The sequence below is a fragment of the Gordonia sp. PS3 genome, assembly GCF_041950545.1.
Taxonomy (GTDB): Bacteria; Actinomycetota; Actinomycetes; order Mycobacteriales; family Mycobacteriaceae; genus Gordonia; species Gordonia sihwensis.
Genome location: NZ_CP169524.1, coordinates 1,966,418 through 1,988,941, shown reverse-complemented (window position 1 = coordinate 1,988,941; position 22,524 = coordinate 1,966,418). Strand labels below are relative to the sequence as shown.

Here is a 22,524-nt window from a genome sequence, read left to right as displayed (position 1 = left end):
GCGTAGACTGTGGCAGGTTGCACCCGAGAAGGACGCGACCTGCCACAGGCGTTTTCGCAAGATTCGACGAACAGGACCACCGACCCGTGACTATCGCGCTCGACATCGGCTTGATCATCACCAGCGTGCTGCTGATCGTTCTGGTTCTGCTGCATCGCGCCAAGGGTGGTGGCCTGTCCTCGCTGTTCGGCGGCGGCGTGCAGTCCAGTCTGTCCGGCTCGTCGGTGGTCGAGAAGAATCTCGACCGGCTCACCGTCTTCGTCGGTCTCGTCTGGGTCATCCTGATCATCGGCGTCGGCCTCGACATCAAGTTCTCGTAGTCCGCTCGCTCGGTGAGCCGTGAGGCGGCGCAGCGCGTAGTTTTGTGCGCATGGCCTCCCATTCGCTGACTTCCGAGACCCTCGCCCGCGCCATCGCCACTCCGATGGTCGATCGCATCAGCGTCGACGACACCGGGCGCGCCCTCACCGAACCGCTGCGCGAGGACATCCGCTTCCTTGGTGGACTGCTGGGCGAGGTGATCCGCTCCCACGCGGGAGAGGCGACCTTCGAGCTCGTCGAGAGTTCCCGCCGCGACGCCTTCGGCATCCGCTACGCCGAGGTGACGCGTGATCAGCTGGCCGGACGGTACGACGGACGGGCGGTCGCCGATCTGATGCCCGTCATCCGGGCGTTCACCAATTTCGCCCTGCTCGCCAATCTCGCCGAGGACCTTCACCGCGAACGCCGACGGCGCATCCACCAGCGCGCGGGCGACCCGGCTCCGCCGTCGTCGTTGGCGGCCACATTCGGCAAGCTCGCCGACGCAGGTCGCACGGACGCCGACGTCGCCGCCGCGCTGCGGTCGGCGGAGGTGGTCCCGGTGATCACCGCACACCCGACGGAGACTCGGCGGCGCAGCGTCTTCGACGCGCAGAACCGGATCACCGAACTGATGCGCGTGCGGGCGCGGACCGAGCTGACTCCGGAGGAGGACGCCCGGTTGACGGAGGACATCCGCAGGCAGATCCTGGTGCTGTGGCAGACCGCCCTGATCCGGTTGCGCAGGCTGACCATCTCCGACGAGATCACCACCGGGCTCCGCTACTACGGGGCGTCCTTCTTCGACGTGGTGCCCGCCCTGAACAAGGACGTCCGCGCGGCCCTGGTCGAGGCCTATCCCGACGCCGGTCTCGACGGCCTGTCGATGATCAGCATGGGTTCGTGGATCGGCGGCGACCGTGACGGCAATCCGTTCGTCTCGGCAGAGGTGGTCGATGAGGCGGCCACGAGTGCCGCACGCACCGCGATGCGCCATCACCTGGACGAGCTCGCTGCGCTGCATCAGGAGTTGAGCCTGTCCGCACGGCTGTTCTCGCCGGTCTCACCCGCACTGTCGGCACTCGGCTCCGGGTTCGCCCCGCCCGACGAACCAGGGGACACCGACGACGAACCCTTCCGTTCGGCGGTCTCAGCGGTGCGTTCGCGCGTTCTCGCCCGTGCGCTGCACACGCTCGGCGAGGATGCCGTCGACCCGGCGGAACTGGACACCGCGCGTGCGGCGGCACCCTACGGCGACGCCGACGAATTCCTCGCCGACCTCGACGTGATCGACCGGGCGCTGCGCGCCGCTCATGACGACTCGATCGCCGACGACCGCCTCGCGACGCTCCGGGAAGCGGTGCGCACCTTCGGTTTTCACTTGTCCGGACTCGACATGCGGCAGAACTCCGAGACACATGAGCAGGTGGTAGCCGAACTCCTCTCGTGGGCCGGGGTGTGCGCCGACTACCCGGCGCTGCCGGAGGCGGACCGGATCGGCCTGCTGACGGCGGAGCTGGCCTCGCGCCGCCCGCTCACGACTCCCGACGCCGAACTGAGCGAGCTCGCGATGAAGGAGCTGGGGGTGGTGCACGCCGCGGCGGGTGCGATCGAGCGGTTCGGCCCCCGCGCCGTCCCGAACTACGTCATCAGCATGTGCTCGTCCGTATCGGATCTGCTGGAGGTGCTGATCCTGTTGAAGGAGGCGGGGATCTACCATGCCGCCGGACCGGGCGACGCCGGGCCGTCGTGCTCGGTGCGCGTGGTGCCGCTGTTCGAGACGATCGAGGATCTGCGCGGCGGCGCGGCCACACTGACCGCGGCGCTGAACCTGGGCTTCTACCGGGCATTGGTCCGCGCGCAGGGCGACATCCAGGAGGTGATGCTGGGCTACTCGGACTCCAACAAGGACGGCGGCTACCTGGCGGCCAACTGGGCGCTGTATCGCGCCGAACTCGACCTGGTGTCCGCGTCCCGCGCGGCGGAGGTGCGGCTGCGACTGTTCCACGGCCGCGGAGGGACCGTCGGACGCGGCGGCGGACCCAGTTACGACGCGATCCTGGCTCAGCCGCCCGGTGCCGTCACCGGCTCGCTGCGCCTCACGGAACAGGGCGAGATCATCGCGGCGAAGTACGCCGAGCCCGTCAGCGCGCGGCGGAATCTGGAGTCGTTGCTCGCCGCCACCATCGAGTCGTCGCTACTCGACGTGGAAGGCCTCGACGATCCCGAGCGAGCGTACGCCGACTTCGACGAACTCGCCGAGTCCGCGCGGCGGGCGTACAGCGCGCTGGTGCACGAGACTCCCGGCTTCGTGGAGTACTTCACCGCGTCGACGCCGCTGTCGGAGATCGGGGCGCTGAACATCGGCAGCCGGCCGACCTCACGCAAGCAGACCACCGCCATCTCCGACCTCCGCGCCATCCCGTGGGTGCTCTCGTGGACGCAGTGCCGCGTCATGCTCCCGGGCTGGTACGGAGTCGGCAGCGCGTTCGCACAGTGGACCGGCGGGGACGACGCGCGGATTGCCGACTTGCGACGGTACTACGAGAACTGGCCGTTCTTCCGCTCGGTGATGTCGAATATGGCGCAGGTGCTGGCGAAGTCGGACATGGGTCTGGCGTCCCGGTACGCCGAACTCGTGCCGGATGAGGAACTGCGCCGCCGCGTCTTCTCGATGATCGTCGAAGAGCACGAGCGGACTCTCGAGATGTACACCGCGATCACCGGCACCACGGATCTGCTGGCCGACAACGACGCACTGAAACGGTCGGTCTACAACCGGTTCCCGTATCTGGAGCCGCTCAACCTGTTGCAGGTGGAGTTGCTGCAGCGGTTCCGGTCGGGCGAGGACTCGCCGCTCATTCGCCGCGGTATTCAGCTGACGATGAACGGTCTGGCGACGGCGTTGCGCAACAGCGGGTAGGGCGTCAGCGGATCGCCTTGAGGAACTCTCGTGTGCGTTCCTCCCGCGGGTCGCCGAAGATCTGCTCGGGCGGACCCTCCTCGGCGATTCTGCCGTCGTCGAACATCATCACGCGGTCGGAGACCTCGCGGGCGAAACGCATCTCGTGCGTCACGATCAGCATCGTGATGTCGGTGGTGACCGCGATGTCGCGCAGCACCGACAGGACGCCGTCGACGAGTTCGGGGTCGAGTGCGGAGGTCACCTCGTCCAGCAGCATCACCGACGGACTCATCGCGAGGCAGCGGGCGATGGCGACGCGCTGCTGCTGACCGCCCGACAACTGCGTGGGATGCGCCGACTCCTTGTCGCTGAGTCCGACGGTGTCGAGCAGGCTCCGCGCATGCTCGACCGCCTCGTCTCGACTCCGGCCGAGGACGTGGATCGGAGCCTCGGTGATGTTCTGCAGCACCGTCATATTGGGGAAGAGGTTGAATTGCTGGAAGACCATCCCGATGTTCTTGCGGACCTCGCGAAGGTACTTCTCCTTCGCGGGGACCAGCCGGTCCCCGCGCAGCTGATGGCTCAGCGGTCGGCCGCCCACCCAGATGACGCCGTCGGTGACCTTCTCCAGGGTCATGAGCAGCCGGAGAATCGTCGTCTTCCCCGAGCCGCTGGGGCCGATCAGGGTGACCTTCTCGCCGCGGTCGACGGTGAAGTCGAGATGGTCGAGAACCAGGTGGTCGCCGAAGCGTTTCACGACGCCGACGAAGCGGATCATGGCATCCGCGGATTCGGCTGCGTCGGGGGCGTTCGGAGGGTTCCGGTCGTCAGCGGGCAAGGCGTTTCTCCAGTCGTCGGATCAGGACCGAGGTCGGGTAGCTCGCCACCAGGAAGAAGGCGCCGGCGAGGGTGAACGCCTCGAGGTAGGCGAAGTGGGCGGCGCCGTAGGTCTGTGCGGCGGTGACCAGTTCGACCACCGAGATCGTGAACAGGTAGGGGGTGTCTTTGAACATCGACACGGCGTTGTTGCCGAGCGCGGGCAGCGAGTTCCGCAGTACCTGGGGCAGGATCACCGCTCGCCAGGTCCGGCCGGCCGGCAGCGACAGCGCACGTGCCGCCTCCCACTGTCCGATGGGAACCTCCTCGATGCCGGCCCGGTACACCTCCGCCATGTAGCTCGAGTAGTGCACTCCGAGGACCGTGACACCGATGGACAGCGGCGTGAACTGCGGGAACAGGGCGAATACGAAGAGCAGTTGCACCACGATCGGGGTGAGACGGATGAACTCGGCCACCGCGTACACCGGCGCGGACAGCCAACGCGGCGCCGACCGTCTGATGACGGCGATCACGAGCCCCAGCGCAGCGGCGATGAAGAAGCCGATCACCGTGGCCAGCAGGGTGATCTGGAATCCGTCCCACAGCAGGGGGAGCGCGTCCTGTGCGCGTTGCCAACTCCACTCGATCACAGCGCACCCCCGGGAGCGTCCTGGGACTGCGGACGGAGGCTGAGGATCTCCCGAAGCGTGGGACCGCGGCCGAGACGGTGCTTGGCCCGCGCCTCGGCCAGGTTGATGAACAACGTGACCACGTAGGCGAGCACGAGATAGATGACCAGTCCGACTCCGAAGGAGAACAGCGTGTCGCCGGTGGTCTTCTGCAGGTCGACGATGCCGGCCGTGAGGTCCTGCAGGGTGATGAAGGACGCGAACGCGGTGCCTTTGAGCAGATGGATCAGCAGGTTGCCCAGCGACGGGATCATCATCGCCCAGGCCTGGGGGAAGACCACTCGGGTGAGGCGCTGCCGGGCGGTGAAGTTCAACGCGACGGCGGCCTCCACCTGGGCCGGTGGTACCGCGTTGAGGGCACCGCGGACCACTTCGGCCCCGTAGGCGCCGTAGTTGAGTCCCAGTGCGAGGACGCCGCAGAACACCGGATCGAGTTGATAGCCGAGCAGGGGGAGCACGTAGAACAGCCAGAACAGCTGCACGACGAGGGATGTCCCGCGGAAGAACTCGATGAGGACGCGGGCCACGAACCGGATGGGAAGCGACCTCACCCGTACGAGCGTGCCGAGGGTGAGTGCGAGTGCGAAGGCGAGCAGACCGCCGCCGGCCGTCAGTTCCAGCGTGACGACGATGCCGCGCCCGAGGGCGGGCAGGGCGTCGACGAGCGCGTCGAGATCGTGGCTCATCTCGATCGGAACCCGGTCACTCGCCGCGGCACAACCGGTCGGTGGTGAGTGACGGATCGGGGATGTTCTCCTCGGTGAAGCCGAACGGGCCGAGGATCTTCATGTACTCGGTGCGGTCGGCGAGGATCTTCTTCACCTCGGCGTTGTACGCGTCGCGCAGGGAGGTGTCCTCCTTCCGGAACACCGTCGCACCCGCCGGGTTCTGGGGTTTGCCGTCGATGACCGCGATGAACGGCTGCGTGACTTCGACGTTGAGGCCGGGCGTGTGCGTCTTGGCGTAGTTCAGGGATACCGCCGTCAGAGCGAAGGCGTCCACCCGGCCGGAGTTCACGGCATCGATCCCGGACTGCTGGTCCTTGACGAGCATCGGATCGGGGATGTCCAGTTCGGAGGCGTAGTCGGCCTCGATGGCACCGGTCATGGCCGCCATCTTCGCGCCGGAGCGTTTGATCGAATCCATGTCCGTGAGGTGCTTCGGATTGCCCGGCTGCACCATCAGCGCGGTGGTGTAGTTGATCTCGGGAACGCTGAACGCGGCTTGGCCGCACCGCTCCGGCGTGATCGACATTCCGGCGCTGACCAGGTCGTATCGTTTGGCGTTGAGTCCGGGGATGAGGCCGCCCCAGTCGGTCTTCACGCCCTTGAGTTCGTTGACGCCGAGCCGCCGGAACACTTCGCGGTGGAGTGCGATGGTGCCGCCGGTGAGCTGCCCGTCGGCGTCGAACGAATACGGCGCTTCATTGGCGTAGGCCACGGTGACGGTTCCGGCCTTCCGCAGATCGTCGAGCGTGGTCTCGCTGCCGGTGTCGGTCTTGGTGCACGCGGTCAGCGCTGTCGCGGTCACGATCATCGTGGCCGCCACGGCCGCCGCCGTGCGGAACACATGTCGCCGGTCGCCGGCGATCCGTCGCTTGGCCGTGTGTGTCTGCTTGATCTTCTTTGCCACTGTGTTCTCCCGCCGGGCCCGGTCCGGACGGAGCCGATGGCGGAGGAGCTCTCAACGGCGAGTGACGTACGGCGGCCCTTGGTTTCGTATGATCGCACTCTTGACTATCGGGTGAATCGACCGTAGCAAGGTGGATCACTTCTGATGAGCGCTTTGAGAAGCCCATCGCATCATCGTCGGCGGGCGCGGGGGTGCGGACCGGAGGTCAGGACAGTTGCGAGGCCGCGGCGCGATCGAGGAACCACACCGTGTTCTCGACCCCGTGAGCGCCGGCGCACGGCCAGTCCTCGCGCGCGGCGCCGGACGCCGCCGCGGCGACCGCCTCCGCCTTCTCGGCGCCCGAGACGAGGAACCAGACCTCGCGGGAGGCGTTGATGACCGGGAAGGTCAGTGTGATGCGGCGAGGCGGCGCCTTGGGGGAGTCGGTGACCGCGACGACCGGACGCGAGTCCTCCGCGGTCGCCGCGCTATGCGGGAACAGGGAGTTGACGTGCCCCTCACCGCCCATGCCGAGCAGATGGATGTCGAAGACGGTCCCGGAACCCAGGCGGCGAGCGTAGTCGGCGGCCGCGGCGTCGATGTCGTCGCCGAACTCGCCGTCGGAGGGCGCCGCCGCGTGGACCCGCGCGCCCTCGACCGGCACGTGGTCGAGCAGTGCCTCACGCGCCTGCAGCGAGTTCCGCTCCGGATCCTCGGCGGGGACGAAACGTTCGTCACCCCAGTACAGTTCGATGCGGGACCAGTCGAGGGCGCGGGGGTGGCGGGCGAGCTCGCGCAGCAGTGCGATTCCGTTGCTGCCGCCGGTGAGCGCGACCGTCGCGACCCCGCGGGCGTCCTGCGCCGCGGTCACCGTCGCGATGAACCGTGCGGCGGCCGTCGCCACGAGTTCGGCCGACGAATCGAAGACCAGGTGCTCCACCGGGGCGCTCATCGGGCCGGCTCCGCCGTCGTGCCACCCGCTGTCGCCCGGTCCTCATGGGTGACGCCGGACAGTCCCTGCAGCGCCAGCTCGTACACCTCGTCGGCGTCCAGGCTGCGGAGTTCCTCGGCCAGGCATTCGGCGGTGGTCCGGCGAGCGAAGGCCGACCGTCCGTCCGGGTGGCCGGAGCTGCGGATGATGCTTCCGTCCGGTCCCTGACTCATCGACAGTTCTCCCCCGGTGTGGACCAGGGTCACCGACATGTCGCCGACGGCGCGCGCCACCGGGACGCCGAGTTCGGCGGCGAGCCACCCGGCGAACAGATCGAGTCCCGTGACATCGTGCGGTCCCACCACTCGGGCACGGAGGATCTCGTTGTGCGGGGGACGGTCCAGTGCGGACACGAGCATCGCCCGCCACTGGGTGATGGCCGACCACGCGAGATCGGTGTCGCCCGGTGAGTAGCCGATCCGGCGAGCGCCCAGAAATGCGCCGGGGTCGTCGGTGAGGCGGCCGTCGGTGATCCGCCGCGAGGCGAGCCGTCCCAGCTTGTCGTCGGCGGGCCGCGCGGGAGCCCGGCTCGGCCACCAGGTCACGACGGGGGTGTCGGGAAGCAGGAAGGGGGTCACGGTGGCGTGCGGATGATCGGCGAGCGAACCGTGTAGGTGGAGCACCACCACCTCCGACGCTCCGGCGTCGCCGCCGACGCGGATCTGCGCATCCAGCCGCGTCGGTCCCGAGCGGTCGTGGCGCACCACCATGATGACGCGGCACGGATGCTCGCGGCTGGCGCGGTTCGACGCCTCGACGGCGTCCTCCGCATCGTCGTCGGCGTCGAGGTCGATGACGAGCGTCAGGACGCGACCGAGCGTCACAGCGCCCCCGGTGCGCCGCATCTGGACGAGCTTCTTGCTGGTCTCGAGGGTCGAGGTGTCGGGGAGATCGACGATCACGGGCGCCTCCAGGCTCGTCCGGTGCGGTTCATCATCTCGTCGGCCGAGGCCGGCCCCCAGGTGCCCGACTCGTATTCGTCGGGTGTACCGGACCGGGCCCAGTCCTCGAGTACGGGGTCGAGGATCTGCCAGCTGAGCTCCACCTCTTGCGCCACCGGGAACAGGGACGGTTCGCCGAGCAGCACGTCGAGCAGGAGCCGTTCGTAGGCCTCCGGCGACGACACGGTGAACGCGCCGCCGTACGAGAAGTCCATGTTGACGTCGCGGACCTCCATGCTCGTGCCCGGCACCTTGGACCCGAATCGCAGGGTGACGCCTTCGTCGGGCTGCACTCGGATCACCAGGGCGTTCTGGCCGAGTTCGGCGGTCATCGTGTCGTCGAAGGGCAGGTGCGGCGCTCTCTTGAAGACGATCGCGATCTCGGTGACCCGCCTTCCCAGCCGCTTGCCGGTGCGGAGGTAGAAGGGCACGCCGGCCCAGCGCCGCGTGTCGACCTCCAACGCGATCGCGGCGAAGGTCTCGGTGGTGGAGTCGGGGGAGAAACCCTCCTCGTCCTTCAGCCCGACCACGGGTTCGGAGCCCTGCCATCCCGGACCGTACTGTCCCCGCGCCGAGTTCTCGTCGATCGGGGTGATGTTGCGCGTCGCCGAGAGGACCTTGATCTTCTCCGATTGCAGATGCTGCGGCGAGAACGACACCGGCTCCTCCATGGCGACCAGCGCCAACAGTTGCAGGAGGTGGTTCTGGATCACATCGCGTGCCGCGCCGATGCCGTCGTAGTAGCCGGCCCGGCCGCCGAGTCCGATGTCCTCGGCCATCGTGATCTGCACGTGGTCCACGTAGTGCGAGCTCCACAGCGGGTCGAACAGCTGGTTGGCGAATCGCAGGGCCAGGATGTTCTGAACGGTCTCCTTGCCGAGGTAGTGGTCGATGCGGAACACCGACTCCTCGGGGAAGACGCTGCCCACGAGGGCGTTCAGTTCCCGGGCGCTGTCGAGGTCGTGGCCGAAGGGCTTCTCGATGACGACTCTCCGCCAGCTGTCGCCGTCCTGGTCGGCCATCCCCGTGCGCCGCAGTTGGCTCAGGACCACAGGGAACGCCTTCGGCGGGATCGACAGATAGTAGGCGTGGTTGCCGTCGGTCCCGCGTTCCCGGTCCAGATCGGCGAGCGTCTGCTGCAGAGCGGCGAAGGCGTCGTCGTCCTCGAAGGTGCCCGCGACGAAACGGATGCCCTCGGCGAGCCGATCCCACACCTCCTGTCGGAAGCCGGTGCGGCTGCCCGCCTCCACCGCCTCCCGAACCACGTCGGCGAAGTCTTCGTGCTCCCAGTCGCGCCTCGCGAAGCCGACGAGCGCGAAGCTCGGCGGAAGCAGACCCCGATTGGCGAGATCGTAGATCGCCGGCATGAGCTTGCGGCGCGCGAGGTCGCCGGTGACGCCGAAGATCACCAGGGCGGACGGCCCGGCGATCCTCGGCAGCCGCGTGTCATGCGGATCGCGAAGCGGGTTCTTCCACGGCTTGTCGACCGCACGTCCCATATCGCTCTGGCCTCTCGTATCGTCCGGGCGTCGTGTCGGCTAGCGCTGCGCGGCGTCGAGCTGCGTCCGGGTGGCCTCGAGGAGGTCGTTCCAGGCGTCCTCGAACTTGCTGACCCCCTCGGCCTCCAATACTACGAAGACGTCGGGCAGATCGACTCCCACGCGAGTGAGTGAGTCGAACACCTCCTGGGACGCCTCGGCCCGGCCGAGGATCGAGTCGGTGTCGACCCACCCGTGGTCGGCGAAGGCGTTCAGAGTCTTCACCGGAACCGTGTTGACCGTGTTCGGCGCCACCAGTTCGCTCACGTACAGGGTGTCCGGGTACTGGGCGTTCTTGGTCCCGGTGGACGCCCACAGCGGGCGCTGGGGCAGCGCCCCGTGCGCTTGGAGATCGGGGAAGCGGATCCCGGTCTCGAACACTTCGCGGTAGGCGGCGTAGGCAAGGCGGGCGTTCGCGAGACCGGCCTTGCCTCGCAGCTCGAGCGCTTCGGGCGTTCCGATGGCGTCGAGGCGCTTGTCGATCTCGGAGTCGACGCGGGAGACGAAGAACGAGGCGACCGACTCGATCTTGGCGGCGTCGTGGCCGTTGCGGAGTGCGGCGTCGAGCCCGTCGAGGTACGCGTCCATCACTGCGCGGTAGCGGTCCACCGAGAAGATCAGGGTCACGTTGACGCTGATGCCCTCGGCGATCACCCGGGTGATCGCCGGCAGCCCGGCCTCGGTGGCCGGGATCTTGATGAACAGATTCGGGCGGTCGACGATCTTCCACAGCTCGATCGCCTGCGCCACGGTCTCGTCGGTCTTGTTCGCCAGTCGCGGATCCACCTCGATGGAGACGCGGCCGTCGTGGCCGTCGGTGTCGACGAAGACCTGCTGCAGGACGTCACACGCCGCACGGACGTCGTCGGTGGTGATGGCGGTGACGGCCGCATCGACGTCGGCGCCCACCGACGCGAGATCCTTGACCTGAGCCGCGTAGCTCTCGGATTTTGAGATCGAGTTCTGGAAGATCGCGGGATTGGTGGTGACGCCGACGACCGAGTGAGTGTCGATCTCATCCTGAAGAGCGCCCGAGGCGATCAGGTCGCGGGACAGGTCGTCGAGCCAGACGGACACGCCGGCCTCCGAGAGGGCGGCGAGGTTCTTGTTCTGAGACATGGGGATGACTCCTGTTCTCCGGATCGGGTCGGATGTCGTGTTGCGGTGGTTTCGACTCGCTGCGCTCGCTCGACCGCAGGAGGTCAGCGGTTGAGCACGCGGCGGGCGGCGGCCGCGACGGCGTCGGCGGTGATGCCGAACTCGTCGTACAGCTTCTGGTACGGAGCCGAAGCGCCGAAGTGCTCCAGCGAGACGATCTCGCCGCCCGCGACGATCGCATGCCACGGCATGGCGATGCCGGCTTCCACGGCGACGCGCGGAATGCCGGTCGGCAGCACCGACTCGCGGTAATCGTCGTCCTGCTCGGCGAACCACTCCAGCGACGGCATCGAGACCACGCGTGCGCCGATGCCCTCGGCGGCGAGCGTCTGCGCCGCCTGCACCGCCAGCGACACCTCCGAGCCGGTGCCGATCAGCACCACCTCGAAGGTCCCGTCGGCGTCGGACAGGACGTAGCCGCCGCGGGCGACTCCTTCGAAGCTGGTGCCTTCCAGGACCGGCACGTTCTGGCGGGTCAGGGCCAGCCCGACCGGCCGGTGACGGCGAGTCAGCAGATGCCGCCACGCGTGAGCGGTCTCATTGGCGTCGGCGGGACGGACCACGTCCAGGTGGGGAATCGCGCGCAGCGCGGCGAGATGTTCCACCGGCTGGTGGGTGGGACCGTCCTCGCCGAGGCCGATCGAGTCGTGGGTCCACACGTAGATCGGGTCGATCTCCATCAGCGCGGCCAGACGCACCGCGGGCCGCATGTAGTCGGAGAACTGCAGGAAGGTTCCGCCGTACGCGCGCGTCGGGCCGTGCAGGACGATGCCTGACAGGATCGATCCCATCGCGTGCTCGCGGATGCCGAAGTGCAGGGTCCGGCCGTACGGATCGGCCTTCCAGGTCCCGGTGCTGATGGTTTCGGGACCGAACGAGACGGCACCGTCCATCGTGGTGTTGTTGGAGCCGGCGAGGTCGGCCGATCCGCCCCACAGCTCGGGCAGGACGGGCGCGAGCGCCGAGAGGACCTTGCCCGAGGCCGAGCGGGTCGCCACATCCTTGTCGCCGATCTCCCAGGACGGCAGCACGTCGGTCCAGCCCTCGGGCAGCGCATGCGCGGCCAGCCGGTCGAACAGCTCCTTGCGCTGGGGGTTCTCGGCGGCCCAGACGTCGAAGCCCTCCTGCCACGCGGCTCGCTCGGCGGCGGCCCGAGCCTGCAGCGACCGGGTGTGCCCGAGCACGGCCGGGTCGACGTCGAAGCTCTTGGCCGGGTCGAATCCGAGGATCTCCTTGGTCGCGGCGACCTCGTCCGCGCCCAGGGCCGAGCCGTGCGAGGCGCCGGTGTTCATCTTGTTGGGGGCCGGCCAGGCGATGATGGTGCGCAGGCAGATGATCGACGGCTTGTCGGTGACGGCCTTCGCGTTCTCGATCGCCTCTTCGATCGCGACGATGTTCTCGCCGCCCTCGACGATCTGGACGTGCCAGCCGTACGCCTCGTAACGCTTGGCGGTGTCCTCCGAGAGCGCGATGCTGGTGTCGTCCTCGATCGAGATGTGGTTCTGGTCGTAGAAGACGACGAGGTTCCCGAGTTCCTGCGTACCCGCGAGGGAACTGGCCTCGGAGGTGACGCCCTCTTCGATGTCGCCGTCCGAGGCGATCACGTACACGTGATGATCGAACGGGCTCTGGCCCGCCGGTGCGTCGGGATCGAACAGGCCGCGCTCGCGCCGGGCCGCCATGGCCATGCCGACCGCCGACGCGAGTCCCTGTCCGAGCGGGCCGGTGGTGATCTCCACACCCTTGGTGTGGCGGAACTCGGGGTGGCCGGGCGTCAGCGAGCCCCAGGTGCGCAGCGCCTCCAGATCGCCCAGTTCGAGGCCGAAACCACCGAGATACAGCTGGATGTACTGGGTGAGGCTCGAGTGGCCGCACGAGAGGACGAACCGGTCGCGTCCCACCCAGGCCGGATCGGACGGATCGTGGCGCATCACGCGCTGATACAGGGTGTACGCCAGCGGTGCCAGACTCATCGCCGTGCCGGGGTGGCCGCTGCCGCACTTCTGTACCGCGTCCGCGGCCAGAATGCGAGCCGTGTCCACGGCCTTGGTGTCCAGGTCGCTCCAGTCGGCGGGGTGAACCTGCTGGGTGAGCTCGCGGATCTCGTCGGTAATCGCCACGGTGGTGGAGTCTCCTGTGCCTTGTCGTGGGTGCTCGGACGCAATGGTGATTTCCAGCCTAGCGGTCCGCCGCACGCTCGCGCGCGACTGGCTGGGGACTTTCCGGTGTGATGGACCACCTTCGGCGGGCGCGGTCGCAAGGATTGGGTGCGAGTGTGATCTGGGCAGTGCGGATTCTGTTATGAGAGACCTCCGGGTCTACCATCGGTTGTAGTAGCCCGTCGGTGTGCCCAGTGTCGCGTACAGACCGTCGCCCGGATCCGTCGTGGACGGATCGCGCGGCGCGATGACGCCGGGTCTTATGTGAGGAGCATCTGTGAGTATTGGGGAAAGCGCGGACACCGACGCCTCCTCGACCTCGATGTCTACCGAGAACCCGGCCGGGAACGCCGGCCTCGGTGCGCGTGCGTGGGGCATGGTCCTGGCGTACATCGCGCTGACCAAGCCGCGTGTCATCGAGTTGCTTCTGGTCTCGACCATTCCGGTGATGCTCCAGGCGGAGCGCGGAACGGTCGACATCGGCCTGATCCTGATCACCGTGGTCGGCGGGTGGCTCGGTGCCGCGAGCGCCAACAGCCTGAACATGGTGGCCGACGCCGACATCGATCAGAAGATGAAGCGGACGCAGCGCCGGCCGCTGGCCCGTCACGCGGTGCCGGTGCGCAATGCGCTGATCTTCGGCATCGTCCTGGCGGTCGTGTCGTTCGTCGTGCTCTACTTCGGTACCGCGAACGACGCGGGGGAGCGGTCGTTCCTGCCGTCGATCCTGGTTTTGATCACCATCGGCTTCTACGTCTTCGTCTACACGCTGGTGCTCAAGCGCCGCACGTGGCAGAACGTGATCTGGGGCGGCGCCGCCGGCTGCATGCCCGCACTCGTCGGATGGGCGGCGGTGACGCATTCGCTCAGCTGGCAGCCCTTCGTGCTGTTCCTGGTGGTGTTCTTCTGGACCCCTCCGCACACCTGGGCGCTCGCCATGCGCTATCGCGAGGACTACCGCGCCGCGGGCGTGCCGATGTTCCCGGTCATCGCCAGTGACGAGCGCGTCACCACGCACATGGTGGTGTACACCTGGCTGACCGTCATCACGTCCTTCGTGCTCATCCCGGCCGCGTCGTGGATCTACCTCGTCGTCGCGGTCGCCTCCGGCGTGTGGTTCATCTACATGGTCACCAAGCTCTACGTCGAGACCCGCAAGGGCGTCGAGGTGAAGCCGCTCAAGATCTTCCTGACGTCCAACGAGTACCTGGCGCTGCTGTTCTGCGGCCTCGCTGTCGACGCGGTCATCAATCTGCCGACCGTCGCCGGCTACTTCTGACCGACACTCGCAGTCTCAAGGCGCCCGCAGGTGAAAGAGTGAGGACTGCACGCGGCGTGAAGCAGCCGGGCCCGGCCGTCACGAGGACAGCGCTCGCGGCGGTCGTCGCGACACTGTGCCTGGTGGTCGCGGTCGTCGTCGATCTTCCCGTCACCTCGGTTCTGTTCGCGGTCGCCGGCGCCGGTGTCGCCATCGGGCTGATCGGCTCGCTCCGTCGATACGGCCAGAAGTCCGCCCTGCGCGGTGCCGCGGTGGTCGTGGCGACGGTTCTGCTCGTCGGTCTGCCCACCGTGGCGATGCTGGCCGATCCCGAGACGGCGAGCGATTCGCATGCCGCCGACGGTGACGCGGTGCTCGAGGGCGGCGGCGATCCCTCGGCGGCGCTGGCGCGCGCTCTGGACCGCGCTGACCGCCTCGTTCCCGGCGGCTCGTCCTCGATCAGGCAGATCAGGATCGACGACGATCGGGAGACGGTGCGCGTGCTCGATCCGCGGACCGGGCGGGAGATCGCCTCGAATCGATCGGGAGCATCGTGGACCGATTCGGCCCCGACGCGCACCGGCGGGCGCACCGTGTTCACCCGCGCCGACGTCGCCCAGTTGGACCTGAACGCCGCGGTCTCCCGGGTGAGCGCCGCGCGCCAGAAGATCGGTTATCCGGAGCCGACCTCCAGCGGCGGCATCGAGATCGGCCCGCGCTCGGTCGACGACAAGGTGGTGGCCCGTTTCGGCCAGTCCGGCGGGGAGAGCATCGAGACGGATCTGCACGGGCGGGTCGCCGACACCGTCGGCGCCGCGTCCCTGAGTGAGTTCCTCTCGGTGGCCGAGCGCGTGCTGAAGGACGAGGGCATCGATCCCGATGGGGCCGTGCTCCGTTCGATCGCGTACAAGGCCGTCGATGAGGCCGCGCCATCGTTCGGCGTGGGGCACCCCGGTATCGACCTGGAACTGGATGGCGGGGGCATCCGCTGGATCTGGGTGCAGCCCGGTCGGTTCCCGGAACTGTCCGAGACCGACTCGGCGTCCGACCCCGATGGTTTCTCGCTGACCGGATTGACCGGAGCGACGATGGTGCGGATCCGCGACGACGTGGTGCGCAGACATCGGGTGGCGGCCTACGATCGCGATGCCGTCGGACTCAAGATCGGCGTCGCGCCCGGCGACGACGATCCGGCGGCGGATCGGCTGCCGGTCACGGTGCAGATGCAGGTCGGTCCCGACGCGGTCGGGGCGACGGGCGTCTACTCGCCGAACGGGAAGTTTCTGCGCGAGGGACGCCGCTAGCGAGGGCCGCCGCCGCAGAGGCCGGTCCGCACGGGCTCACGCCTCGATCGCGCGCCGGAGCTGCGCGGTCAGCCCGGCCCGGACGCGCTCGGTCTGGGGAACCACACCCCGTTCGGTGAGACGATCGACGGTGGTCAGCACCTGCTGCAGATAGGCCGCGCGTTCCTGGCTCCGGGCCCCGTCCGCGTGGGCGAGCAGCTTCAGCGCGCGTCGGCAGTCGCGGGCGTCGGCGGGGTCGAGGTCGTCGGTCCCGGTACTCCGCGCGAAGCGGTCGGCCGCGGCCCAGGTGCTGCGCAGGTCGGTCACGGCGGCGATGTAGCGCTCACCGGCGGCGTTCCCGGGGAAGCTGTCGGTGCGGAGCTCACCGGCCGTGGCCAGACTGTCGTGGAATGCGATGATCGCGGGCGCCGACAGGTCCCAGAGCCCCGGATACCGCAGGAGCATGGCCGGATCGAGTTCGAAGGAACCGTACGCGCTGAGAACCTCGTCGTGGTGGGCCGCGCTGCGCCGCCAGCGCTCCTCCACCGAGACCGGCGAGGGTGCAGGCGGACGCGCGGTGGCGGCGATCCGGGACGGCACCGGCACCGAGACCGCCAGCAGACCCACGGCCAGTGCGACGGCGAGGGCCACCATCAGTCCCACCGGACCGAAGGGCCGAGACGCCGCCAGCAGAGCGACCGCGGCAACGGCGACCACGGCCCAGCGCAGACCGGCGGCCGGCCCGCCGGCGCTCTTCGCTGCCGGCTCAGTCATCGTCGGCGACGGCGAGCATCGTCGACCCGACCGTGCTTCGGGATTCGAGTGCGCGGTGGGCCTCGGCGGCCTGGTCCAGCGGGAACGACTGTCCGACGGTCACGGTCAGCTCACCGCTCGCGACGGCGTCGAAGAACTGACCGGAACGCCACGCGAACTCGGCGGGGTCGGCGATGAAGTGGGTCAGCGTGGGCCGGGTCACCGACAGTGATCCGGCCGGATTGAGTCGTTGTAGGTCGAACGGGGGCACCGGTCCGCTGGCGGCGCCGAAGAGCACGATGGTGCCGCGGACGGCGGTCGCGGCCAGGGATTGCTCGAAGGTCGCCGCTCCGACGCCGTCGTACACCACCCGCGCCCCGCGCCCGTCGGTGAGATCGCGGACCCGTGCGGCCACGTCGTCGCCGTAGCTCAGGACCTCGGCGGCACCGGCCGCGCGCGAGAGCTGTTCCTTCTCGTCGGAGGAGACCGTGGTGATCACCCGGATGCCCCGCGCGCTCGCCCACTGGGTCAGCAGCAGCCCGATGCCGCCGGCCCCGGCATGCAACAGCACGGTGTCGCCCGCCTCGGGATGTGCGCTGCCGTCGAGCAGATAGTGGACGGTGTTGCCGCGCAGCATCGACGATCCCGCGGCGGCGAGGGAGACGCCGTCGGGTACCGGAAGTGCCCGATCGGCGCGGATACGGACGTACTCGGCGTAGCCGGCCGAGGCGTCGCACCAGGCCACCCGGTCGCCGACGGCACGGTGCTCGACGCCGTCGCCGACGGCGACGATCCGGCCCGCGCCTTCGCTGCCCGGCACGAACGGGGTGGGCGACGGGTACATTCCGGTGCGCAGGTACGTGTCGATGAAGTTCACCCCGGCCGCGGAGACGGCGACCACCACCTCGCCGGGCGCCGGTTCGGGATCGGGGAGATCGACGAGTCGAAGGACTTCCGGACCGCCGTGAGCGGACACTTGGATCGCACGCATGGGTCCATTTTCGCACGCCGCTATACTCGGCAGTCATGAGCGATGACACCGCTGCGTCCACAGCCACTGCTTCCGAATCCGTCGCGGCCGCGCCGAGCGCCGTAGTCTCCGCGATCGGAAAGTTCGTCGCCGCCGAGGGCGGTTCGGCCAAGGCCGTGGTCCAGCCTGCGGGTGCCGCGGGAGTGCGGATCACCCTGGTGGGCGAGGCCGGCGGGATTCTGGGCGATCAGGTGGTCGACAGCGTGCGGACCGCGGACGCGGTCATCGAAGCGGTCGACGGACTCGAGCGCGCGGAGTGGGACCGGGATCTGACCTCGGTCACCGAGGTGAAGCCGTCGCACTGGCGCCAGATGGCCGGTTGGGTGGCCCACCAGTCGCGGTTCCCCAAGGCGCGCAACCGCAAGATCCTCGACTGACGACGTACGCGCACTGCAACACGTACGCACAGCGCAGAACCCGGCGACCGTACGCGGTCGCCGGGTTCTCGTGTCAGATCCGGCGGATCAGCGGCGCGTCGTCGCGAGCACGAGCTGCGTCGCGCCGATCATGAGCAGAGCGCTACCGAACATGTGGAGGATGACGAGCACCTCGGGAAGACCGGCCGCGTACTGCACGTAGCCGATGATCCCCTGTACCACGATCACGCCGCCGAAGATCAGTGCGGCGCGGCGCAGCGACGGCACCGCAGCCACCGCCAGGAGGATGAGCGCGGCCGTCAGTCCCACGAGTGTCCAGACGGCGTCCACGTGGAGCTGAGTGGCCTGCGTCGGCTCCAGACCGTTGCGGTGCGCCTTGATGTCGCCCGCGTGCGGTCCGGAACCGGTGACCACCGTGCCGAGATAGATGGTGACCCACGTCAGTGCGTACAGAGCCCAGGCGAGCAGGACTCCGAACCGTCGGAGAACCGCGGATTCGGCATCGGTCGCCCCCGGCTCGCCGGCGTCCGGTCCACGGGCGGCCGACCCGGTGTGCACCACCATCCAGGTGGCCAGCGAGATGATCACCATCGTCGCGAGGAAGTGGAAGGCCACGATCCACGGGTTCAGGTTGGTCAGCACCGTGATGCCGCCGATGATCGCCTGCAGCGGAACACCCATCGCGACCCCGGTGGCCAGCCGCCGCGACAGTCGGTCGACCGGGACGCGCCGCATCGCGGCCACCCAGGTGGCGATCGCGATGACCACGAGCACCCAGGTGAGCATCCGGTTGCCGAACTCGATCAGCCCGTGGACGCCCATCGCGGCGTGCGGTGTCACCGAGCCCGAGGTGCACTGCGGCCACGTCGGACAGCCGAGGCCCGAGTCGGTGACCCGCACCGCGCCGCCGGTCACCACCAGCAGCACATTGGCGGCGAGGTTGGCGATCGCCCAGTAATAGAGGAATGTCGCGGTCGGCCTCTTGAAGCCGAACCAGGAGTCGATCATTGGAACCGGAACCACCTAACTGCCAGCGCGCCGCCGATCGCGGCCCACACGATCAGGACACAGAAGCCGAAGACGTCGAACGACGAGTCGAGGGCCCGGGTGAGCGCCTCGGTGAGAGCACCGGAGGGGGAGAGGCGGGCGACGGTCCGCGCCGCGTCGGGCACATGCTGATCGAAGACGACGAGCCCGGCCAGACCGAGCAGGACGAACCAGATCAGGTTGCCGAGGGCGAGTACCACCTCCGCTTTGAGCGTGCCGCCGAGGAGCAGTCCCAGGCTGGCGAACGCGACCGTGCCGACCGCGATCGCCACCGCGCCGAGCAGCAGACCCGCGATGCTCGGCCGCCAGCCGAAGGCCATGCCGATGCCACCGATGATGATCGACTGCAGGACCACCACGATGAGTACCGCGAGTGACTTGCCGGCGATGATGCCCCATCGCGGTATCGGGGTGGCGCCCAGTCGCTTGAGCGCACCGTAGCGGCGGTCGAAGCCGACCGCGATCGCCTGCCCGGTGAAGGCGGTCGACATGATCGCGACCGCCAGGATCGCGGGCACGAAAGTGGCGGCGCGCGCGGCGGGCGTGGCGCCGGCCTCGGTGTCGAGGGGGAGCAGGCTCAGACCGATCAGCATGGTGATCGGGATGAACATCGTCAGCAGCAGCTGTTCGCCGTTGCGGAGCAGCAGAACCAGCTCCATGCGAGTCTGAGCCGCCAGCATCCGGGTGAGCGGAGCGGGCCGCGGACCCGGAGTGAACGTTCCGCGCGGAAAGCGATTGGTCGCGGGTACCTCGGTGCTCATGCGCGCACCTCCCGTCCGGTGAGGCTGAGGAAGACGTCCTGCAGGCTGTTGCTTGCCACGTTGAGCGAGTCGATCAGGATTCCGCGGTCGGCGCAGAACTGTGCGATCGCCGAGACCACGGCGGGCGTGATGTCGCCGGTCACCACATGCTCACCGGTCGGCGAGAGCGTGCAGCGGTAGCCGGCGGGGAGTGCATCCTGGAGCCCGTCCCGGAGTTCGGTCGCGTCGACCCCCGAGACGCTGAGCCGCAGCCGGCGCTCGGCATCGCGCCGGACGAGGTCGGACGGTGTGCCCGCGGCGACGGCGCGCCCGCGGTCGATGATGACGATCTGGTCGGCGAGTTCCTCGGCCTCATCGAGCAGATGCGTGGTCAGCAGAATCGACACCCCGTCGGCGCGGAGTCGGGAGATCAACTCCCACACCATGATTCGCGCGTGTGCGTCGAGGCCGGCGGTGGGCTCGTCGAGGAAGACCAGTTCCGGCCGGCCGACCAGCGCGCACGCCAGCGAGAGTCGCTGCTGCTGGCCGCCGGAGAGGCGGCGGAATCCCGTGTTCGCGACCTCCGTGAGGCCGAGGGCGTCCATCAACCACTCGGGATCGAGGGGATCGGCGCTGTACGCGGCGCAGAGGCGAAGCATCTCCTTGGCCTTCGCCCCCGGATACGCTCCGCCGCCCTGCAGCATCACGCCGATCCGGGTTCGCAGCGCGTCGTTGTCGGCGATGGGATCGAGGCCGAGCACTCGGACCTCGCCCGCGTCCGGCCGGGTGAATCCCTCGCAGATCTCGACTGTGGTGGTCTTACCGGCGCCGTTCGGGCCGAGCAGCGCGAGCAGTTCGCCGCGCGGCAGCCTCAGATCGAGCCCGTCGACGGCGGTCTTGTCCCCGAACTTCTTCACCAGACCCCGGACCAGGAGCGCCGCGTCGCCCGAAGCCGGTCGGTGATCCGGCCCGGTACCGGGCGAAAGAGCTTCATGCACGCCCAACAGCCTAGGCGAGCGACGCAGGTCACCGGGCTGCGGGGCGGTGCCGGCCGAACGGTGCGCATCGCGCCGACTGATCCGGCCGCACACGGTCCTTACTGGCGATTCCGGTCGTGACGCTGCCTGACCCACATGCGGATCGGGCTGTCGATGAAGAAGACCATCGCCGTGATTGCGACCATGATCACACCGGTGGCCAGGCCCTGGGCTACCACGAGGGGGCTGGTGTCCGAACTCGTCGGCATCACGACGATCGCGATGATTCCGGAGATGACGACGGTGCCGACGCGGAACCAGCGGGTGGTGGCCCATGCGGCCAGCGGGATCACGGCCCACAGCAGGTACCACGCCTGCACGAAGGGGAAGAAGATCACCACGCTCGCCATCGCGATTCCGAGGCCGCCGATCGGATGGATGCGGCCAGCGAGGCATGCCAGCAGCCAGCGGACCACGAGGACCGCCGCCACGAGCTGCCCGATGGGCCGGGCGATGTCCAGGATCGCCTGGGTCTGCTCGCCGAGGCCGAGCCACAGTCCGACGCGGCCGGCGACCACCGATAGCAGAGTCGGCATCGACATCCACGAGCGGACGATGCCGCCGGTGCTGAGAGTGTGGGTCCATCCGAAGCCCAGGCCGGTTCCAAGGCAGGTCACCACGACCACCGCGCCGGCGACCACGCCCATCACTCCCGCGCTCGCCGCCAGGGCGGCGAGCGAACGCCGCGACCGTCGCCACCATTGACTCACCGGCGCGTGGCGCAGAGCCGGAAGCGTGGCACCCCAGCGCCGGGCCAGCGCCACGCCGACGAAGCCGAGGGCGAGCATCGACGTCACCTTGATCATCGCCGACGCCGCGATGACGACGACACCGGCGAGCAGGATCCGTCCCGCCCGTGACGGCAGCGGACGGTCGGGTCTGCGGAGACGCTGCGTGCCGTAGATGGCGCGGAACGACCATTCGAGGCCGACGAGCATCATGCCGATCATCAGGGACTCGTTGTGGATGCCGCCGACGAGGTGGAGGATGAGCAGCGGGTTGAGCGCGCCGAGCCACAGCGCTGCCACGGCCGAGACGCCGCACCGCCGTGCCAGCCGGGGCAGCGCCCAGACGATCATCAGGACGCCCGCGATCGCCACCAGCCGGTGCAGCAGCACGGCGACGGTGATGTTCTCACCGGTGATGGCGGTGATCTGCTCGCCGATCCACAGGAACAGCGGCCCGTACGGTGCCGGCGTGTCCTTCCACAGGTTCGGCACCGACAGGGTGAGCGCGTGGTCGACGCCCAGACCGCGCATCGGACTGTAGGTGTACGGGTCCATGCCCTTGTACGCGATCGCGCTCTGTGCCAGATAGGAATAGACGTCCTTGCTGAGCAGCGGCGGCGCGATGATCAGCGGCGCCACCCACATGAGCAGGGTGCGGTCGGTCTGGCCGCGCGTCATGCGGCGTGCCGGGCTGCGGCCCTCGGCGACCTCCACCCGGTACCGCCCGACGGCGTATCTGCCGAGCATCACCCACGCGACGACCAGCATGATCGCGCCGCCGATGGAGATGGTCAGAGCGGTGGAGTACATCCGGGAGGGCAGCGACAGGACTCGGGTGCCGACGATCGGATTCTGCAGCACCGGAAGCATGCCGGTGCCGAGCGAACCGATCAGGATCAGAATCGATCCGGTGGTGCCGAACAGCCTGATCCGACGCATCCGCAGCGTCTCCAGGCGGTTGAGCGGGCCCACCTCGCGTTCGTCGTCGTGCATCCGCGCGACGGTGGTGCCGAAGTCGCCGATGCGGTCGGCGTCGTGCTCGACCGCCGGCTTGCCGAGGCCCACGTAGTCGAGCGTCCGGCGCATGAGGGGGAGTTCTGGCACATCGAAGACTCTAACGGGTGGTGTCCGCCGCCCCGTCGGGCCGGAGATTTAGGCGA

Annotated in this window: 20 protein-coding genes; 5 read left to right on the top strand and 15 right to left on the bottom strand. The window is 68.8% G+C overall.

The window, feature by feature from the left end:
- Nucleotides 1-86: 86 nt before the first annotated feature.
- The gene (gene secG, locus ACE11G_RS09190; RefSeq protein ID WP_006894841.1) at nt 87-320 is read left to right on the top strand and encodes a preprotein translocase subunit SecG; all 234 of its coding nucleotides are present in this window, start codon (nt 87-89) and stop codon (nt 318-320) included.
- 50 nt (nt 321-370) lie between these two features.
- Entirely contained in the window at nt 371-3,223 is a 2,853-nt protein-coding gene (ppc, locus tag ACE11G_RS09185) for a phosphoenolpyruvate carboxylase (RefSeq protein WP_375001917.1), read from the top strand.
- A gap of 4 nt (nt 3,224-3,227) precedes the next feature.
- Here the strand turns inward: ppc and ehuA are convergent, their stop codons facing one another.
- The 9 genes from ehuA to tkt all read right to left on the bottom strand — a co-directional run bounded on the left by ehuA (nt 3,228) and on the right by tkt (nt 13,072).
- Nucleotides 3,228-3,983 carry an ectoine/hydroxyectoine ABC transporter ATP-binding protein EhuA gene (gene ehuA, locus ACE11G_RS09180; protein WP_062367507.1) on the bottom strand — a complete coding sequence of 252 codons (756 nt, stop codon included), beginning with the start codon at nt 3,981-3,983 and terminating at the stop codon, nt 3,228-3,230.
- A gap of 49 nt (nt 3,984-4,032) precedes the next feature.
- Nucleotides 4,033-4,674 carry an ectoine/hydroxyectoine ABC transporter permease subunit EhuD gene (gene ehuD / locus ACE11G_RS09175; protein WP_375001915.1) on the bottom strand — a complete coding sequence of 214 codons (642 nt, stop codon included), beginning with the start codon at nt 4,672-4,674 and terminating at the stop codon, nt 4,033-4,035.
- The gene (gene ehuC, locus ACE11G_RS09170) at nt 4,671-5,399 is read right to left on the bottom strand and encodes an ectoine/hydroxyectoine ABC transporter permease subunit EhuC (RefSeq protein ID WP_006894845.1); all 729 of its coding nucleotides are present in this window, start codon (nt 5,397-5,399) and stop codon (nt 4,671-4,673) included. Before ehuC ends, ehuD begins: the two co-directional genes overlap by 4 nt.
- Before the next feature lie 16 nt (nt 5,400-5,415).
- The gene (ehuB, locus tag ACE11G_RS09165) at nt 5,416-6,249 is read right to left on the bottom strand and encodes an ectoine/hydroxyectoine ABC transporter substrate-binding protein EhuB (protein ID WP_085950733.1); all 834 of its coding nucleotides are present in this window, start codon (nt 6,247-6,249) and stop codon (nt 5,416-5,418) included.
- 301 nt (nt 6,250-6,550) lie between these two features.
- Nucleotides 6,551-7,276 carry a 6-phosphogluconolactonase gene (gene pgl / locus ACE11G_RS09160; protein ID WP_062367505.1) on the bottom strand — a complete coding sequence of 242 codons (726 nt, stop codon included), beginning with the start codon at nt 7,274-7,276 and terminating at the stop codon, nt 6,551-6,553.
- Nucleotides 7,273-8,217, bottom strand: coding sequence for a glucose-6-phosphate dehydrogenase assembly protein OpcA (locus ACE11G_RS09155; protein WP_082781297.1), 945 nt, complete (start codon nt 8,215-8,217; stop codon nt 7,273-7,275). Before ACE11G_RS09155 ends, pgl begins: the two co-directional genes overlap by 4 nt.
- Nucleotides 8,214-9,755, bottom strand: a complete 1,542-nt coding sequence (zwf, locus tag ACE11G_RS09150) for a glucose-6-phosphate dehydrogenase (protein WP_006894849.1) — start codon at nt 9,753-9,755, stop codon at nt 8,214-8,216. The genes ACE11G_RS09155 and zwf overlap by 4 nt, the downstream gene beginning before the upstream one ends.
- A gap of 39 nt (nt 9,756-9,794) precedes the next feature.
- A complete protein-coding gene (tal, locus tag ACE11G_RS09145; RefSeq protein ID WP_375001911.1) occupies nt 9,795-10,913 on the bottom strand; it encodes a transaldolase in 1,119 nt (372 codons plus the stop codon).
- An 83-nt stretch (nt 10,914-10,996) separates the two neighbouring features.
- Nucleotides 10,997-13,072: a transketolase gene (gene tkt / locus ACE11G_RS09140; RefSeq protein ID WP_062367503.1), complete on the bottom strand. Its 2,076-nt coding sequence runs from the start codon at nt 13,070-13,072 to the stop codon at nt 10,997-10,999.
- A 361-nt stretch (nt 13,073-13,433) separates the two neighbouring features.
- On the opposite strand from tkt, the gene ACE11G_RS09135 reads away from it, so the two are divergent.
- Complete coding sequence (locus ACE11G_RS09135) at nt 13,434-14,390, top strand: heme o synthase (RefSeq protein ID WP_006894852.1); 957 nt, start codon at nt 13,434-13,436, stop codon at nt 14,388-14,390.
- A 38-nt stretch (nt 14,391-14,428) separates the two neighbouring features.
- On the top strand, nt 14,429-15,673 hold the full coding sequence (locus ACE11G_RS09130; RefSeq protein WP_375001909.1) for a hypothetical protein: 1,245 nt from the start codon (nt 14,429-14,431) through the stop codon (nt 15,671-15,673).
- 36 nt (nt 15,674-15,709) lie between these two features.
- Here the strand turns inward: ACE11G_RS09130 and ACE11G_RS09125 are convergent, their stop codons facing one another.
- Together ACE11G_RS09125 and ACE11G_RS09120 are read right to left on the bottom strand one after the other, a co-directional pair.
- Nucleotides 15,710-16,426 (bottom strand): hypothetical protein, encoded by a 717-nt coding sequence (locus tag ACE11G_RS09125; RefSeq protein ID WP_375001907.1) that lies wholly within the window; start codon nt 16,424-16,426, stop codon nt 15,710-15,712.
- Nucleotides 16,419-17,396, bottom strand: a complete 978-nt coding sequence (locus ACE11G_RS09120; RefSeq protein WP_375001905.1) for a quinone oxidoreductase — start codon at nt 17,394-17,396, stop codon at nt 16,419-16,421. Before ACE11G_RS09120 ends, ACE11G_RS09125 begins: the two co-directional genes overlap by 8 nt.
- A 35-nt stretch (nt 17,397-17,431) precedes the next feature.
- Between ACE11G_RS09120 and ACE11G_RS09115 the strand changes: the two genes are divergently transcribed.
- Nucleotides 17,432-17,812 carry a hypothetical protein gene (locus tag ACE11G_RS09115; RefSeq protein WP_006894856.1) on the top strand — a complete coding sequence of 127 codons (381 nt, stop codon included), beginning with the start codon at nt 17,432-17,434 and terminating at the stop codon, nt 17,810-17,812.
- A gap of 87 nt (nt 17,813-17,899) precedes the next feature.
- On the opposite strand, the gene ACE11G_RS09110 is transcribed toward ACE11G_RS09115, so the two are convergent.
- The 4 genes from ACE11G_RS09110 to mptB form a co-directional block, all read right to left on the bottom strand.
- Nucleotides 17,900-18,820, bottom strand: a complete 921-nt coding sequence (locus ACE11G_RS09110; protein WP_375001903.1) for a heme A synthase — start codon at nt 18,818-18,820, stop codon at nt 17,900-17,902.
- Nucleotides 18,817-19,620: an ABC transporter permease gene (locus ACE11G_RS09105; protein ID WP_375001901.1), complete on the bottom strand. Its 804-nt coding sequence runs from the start codon at nt 19,618-19,620 to the stop codon at nt 18,817-18,819. The genes ACE11G_RS09110 and ACE11G_RS09105 overlap by 4 nt, the downstream gene beginning before the upstream one ends.
- A complete protein-coding gene (locus tag ACE11G_RS09100) occupies nt 19,617-20,597 on the bottom strand; it encodes an ABC transporter ATP-binding protein (RefSeq protein ID WP_375001899.1) in 981 nt (326 codons plus the stop codon). The genes ACE11G_RS09105 and ACE11G_RS09100 overlap by 4 nt, the downstream gene beginning before the upstream one ends.
- Nucleotides 20,598-20,695: 98 nt before the next feature.
- Nucleotides 20,696-22,450, bottom strand: a complete 1,755-nt coding sequence (gene mptB, locus ACE11G_RS09095) for a polyprenol phosphomannose-dependent alpha 1,6 mannosyltransferase MptB (protein ID WP_375004123.1) — start codon at nt 22,448-22,450, stop codon at nt 20,696-20,698.
- Nucleotides 22,451-22,524 lie beyond the last annotated feature (74 nt).

Bases quoted from the DNA above. Each gene is read 5' to 3' on its own strand.
- ACE11G_RS09120 (WP_375001905.1), bottom strand. From the start codon at position 17,396: ATGCGTGCGATCCAAGTGTCCGCTCACGGCGGTCCGGAAGTCCTTCGA.
- tal (WP_375001911.1), bottom strand. From the start codon at position 10,913: ATGTCTCAGAACAAGAACCTCGCCGCCCTCTCGGAGGCCGGCGTGTCC.
- ACE11G_RS09125 (WP_375001907.1), bottom strand. From the start codon at position 16,426: ATGACTGAGCCGGCAGCGAAGAGCGCCGGCGGGCCGGCCGCCGGTCTG.
- ACE11G_RS09135 (WP_006894852.1), top strand. From the start codon at position 13,434: ATGTCTACCGAGAACCCGGCCGGGAACGCCGGCCTCGGTGCGCGTGCG.
- pgl (WP_062367505.1), bottom strand. From the start codon at position 7,276: ATGAGCGCCCCGGTGGAGCACCTGGTCTTCGATTCGTCGGCCGAACTC.
- mptB (WP_375004123.1), bottom strand. From the start codon at position 22,450: ATGCGCCGGACGCTCGACTACGTGGGCCTCGGCAAGCCGGCGGTCGAG.
- ppc (WP_375001917.1), top strand. From the start codon at position 371: ATGGCCTCCCATTCGCTGACTTCCGAGACCCTCGCCCGCGCCATCGCC.
- ehuA (WP_062367507.1), bottom strand. From the start codon at position 3,983: ATGATCCGCTTCGTCGGCGTCGTGAAACGCTTCGGCGACCACCTGGTT.
- ehuC (WP_006894845.1), bottom strand. From the start codon at position 5,399: ATGAGCCACGATCTCGACGCGCTCGTCGACGCCCTGCCCGCCCTCGGG.
- ehuB (WP_085950733.1), bottom strand. From the start codon at position 6,249: ATGATCGTGACCGCGACAGCGCTGACCGCGTGCACCAAGACCGACACC.
- zwf (WP_006894849.1), bottom strand. From the start codon at position 9,755: ATGGGACGTGCGGTCGACAAGCCGTGGAAGAACCCGCTTCGCGATCCG.
- ACE11G_RS09115 (WP_006894856.1), top strand. From the start codon at position 17,432: ATGAGCGATGACACCGCTGCGTCCACAGCCACTGCTTCCGAATCCGTC.
- ACE11G_RS09105 (WP_375001901.1), bottom strand. From the start codon at position 19,620: ATGAGCACCGAGGTACCCGCGACCAATCGCTTTCCGCGCGGAACGTTC.
- ACE11G_RS09110 (WP_375001903.1), bottom strand. From the start codon at position 18,820: ATGATCGACTCCTGGTTCGGCTTCAAGAGGCCGACCGCGACATTCCTC.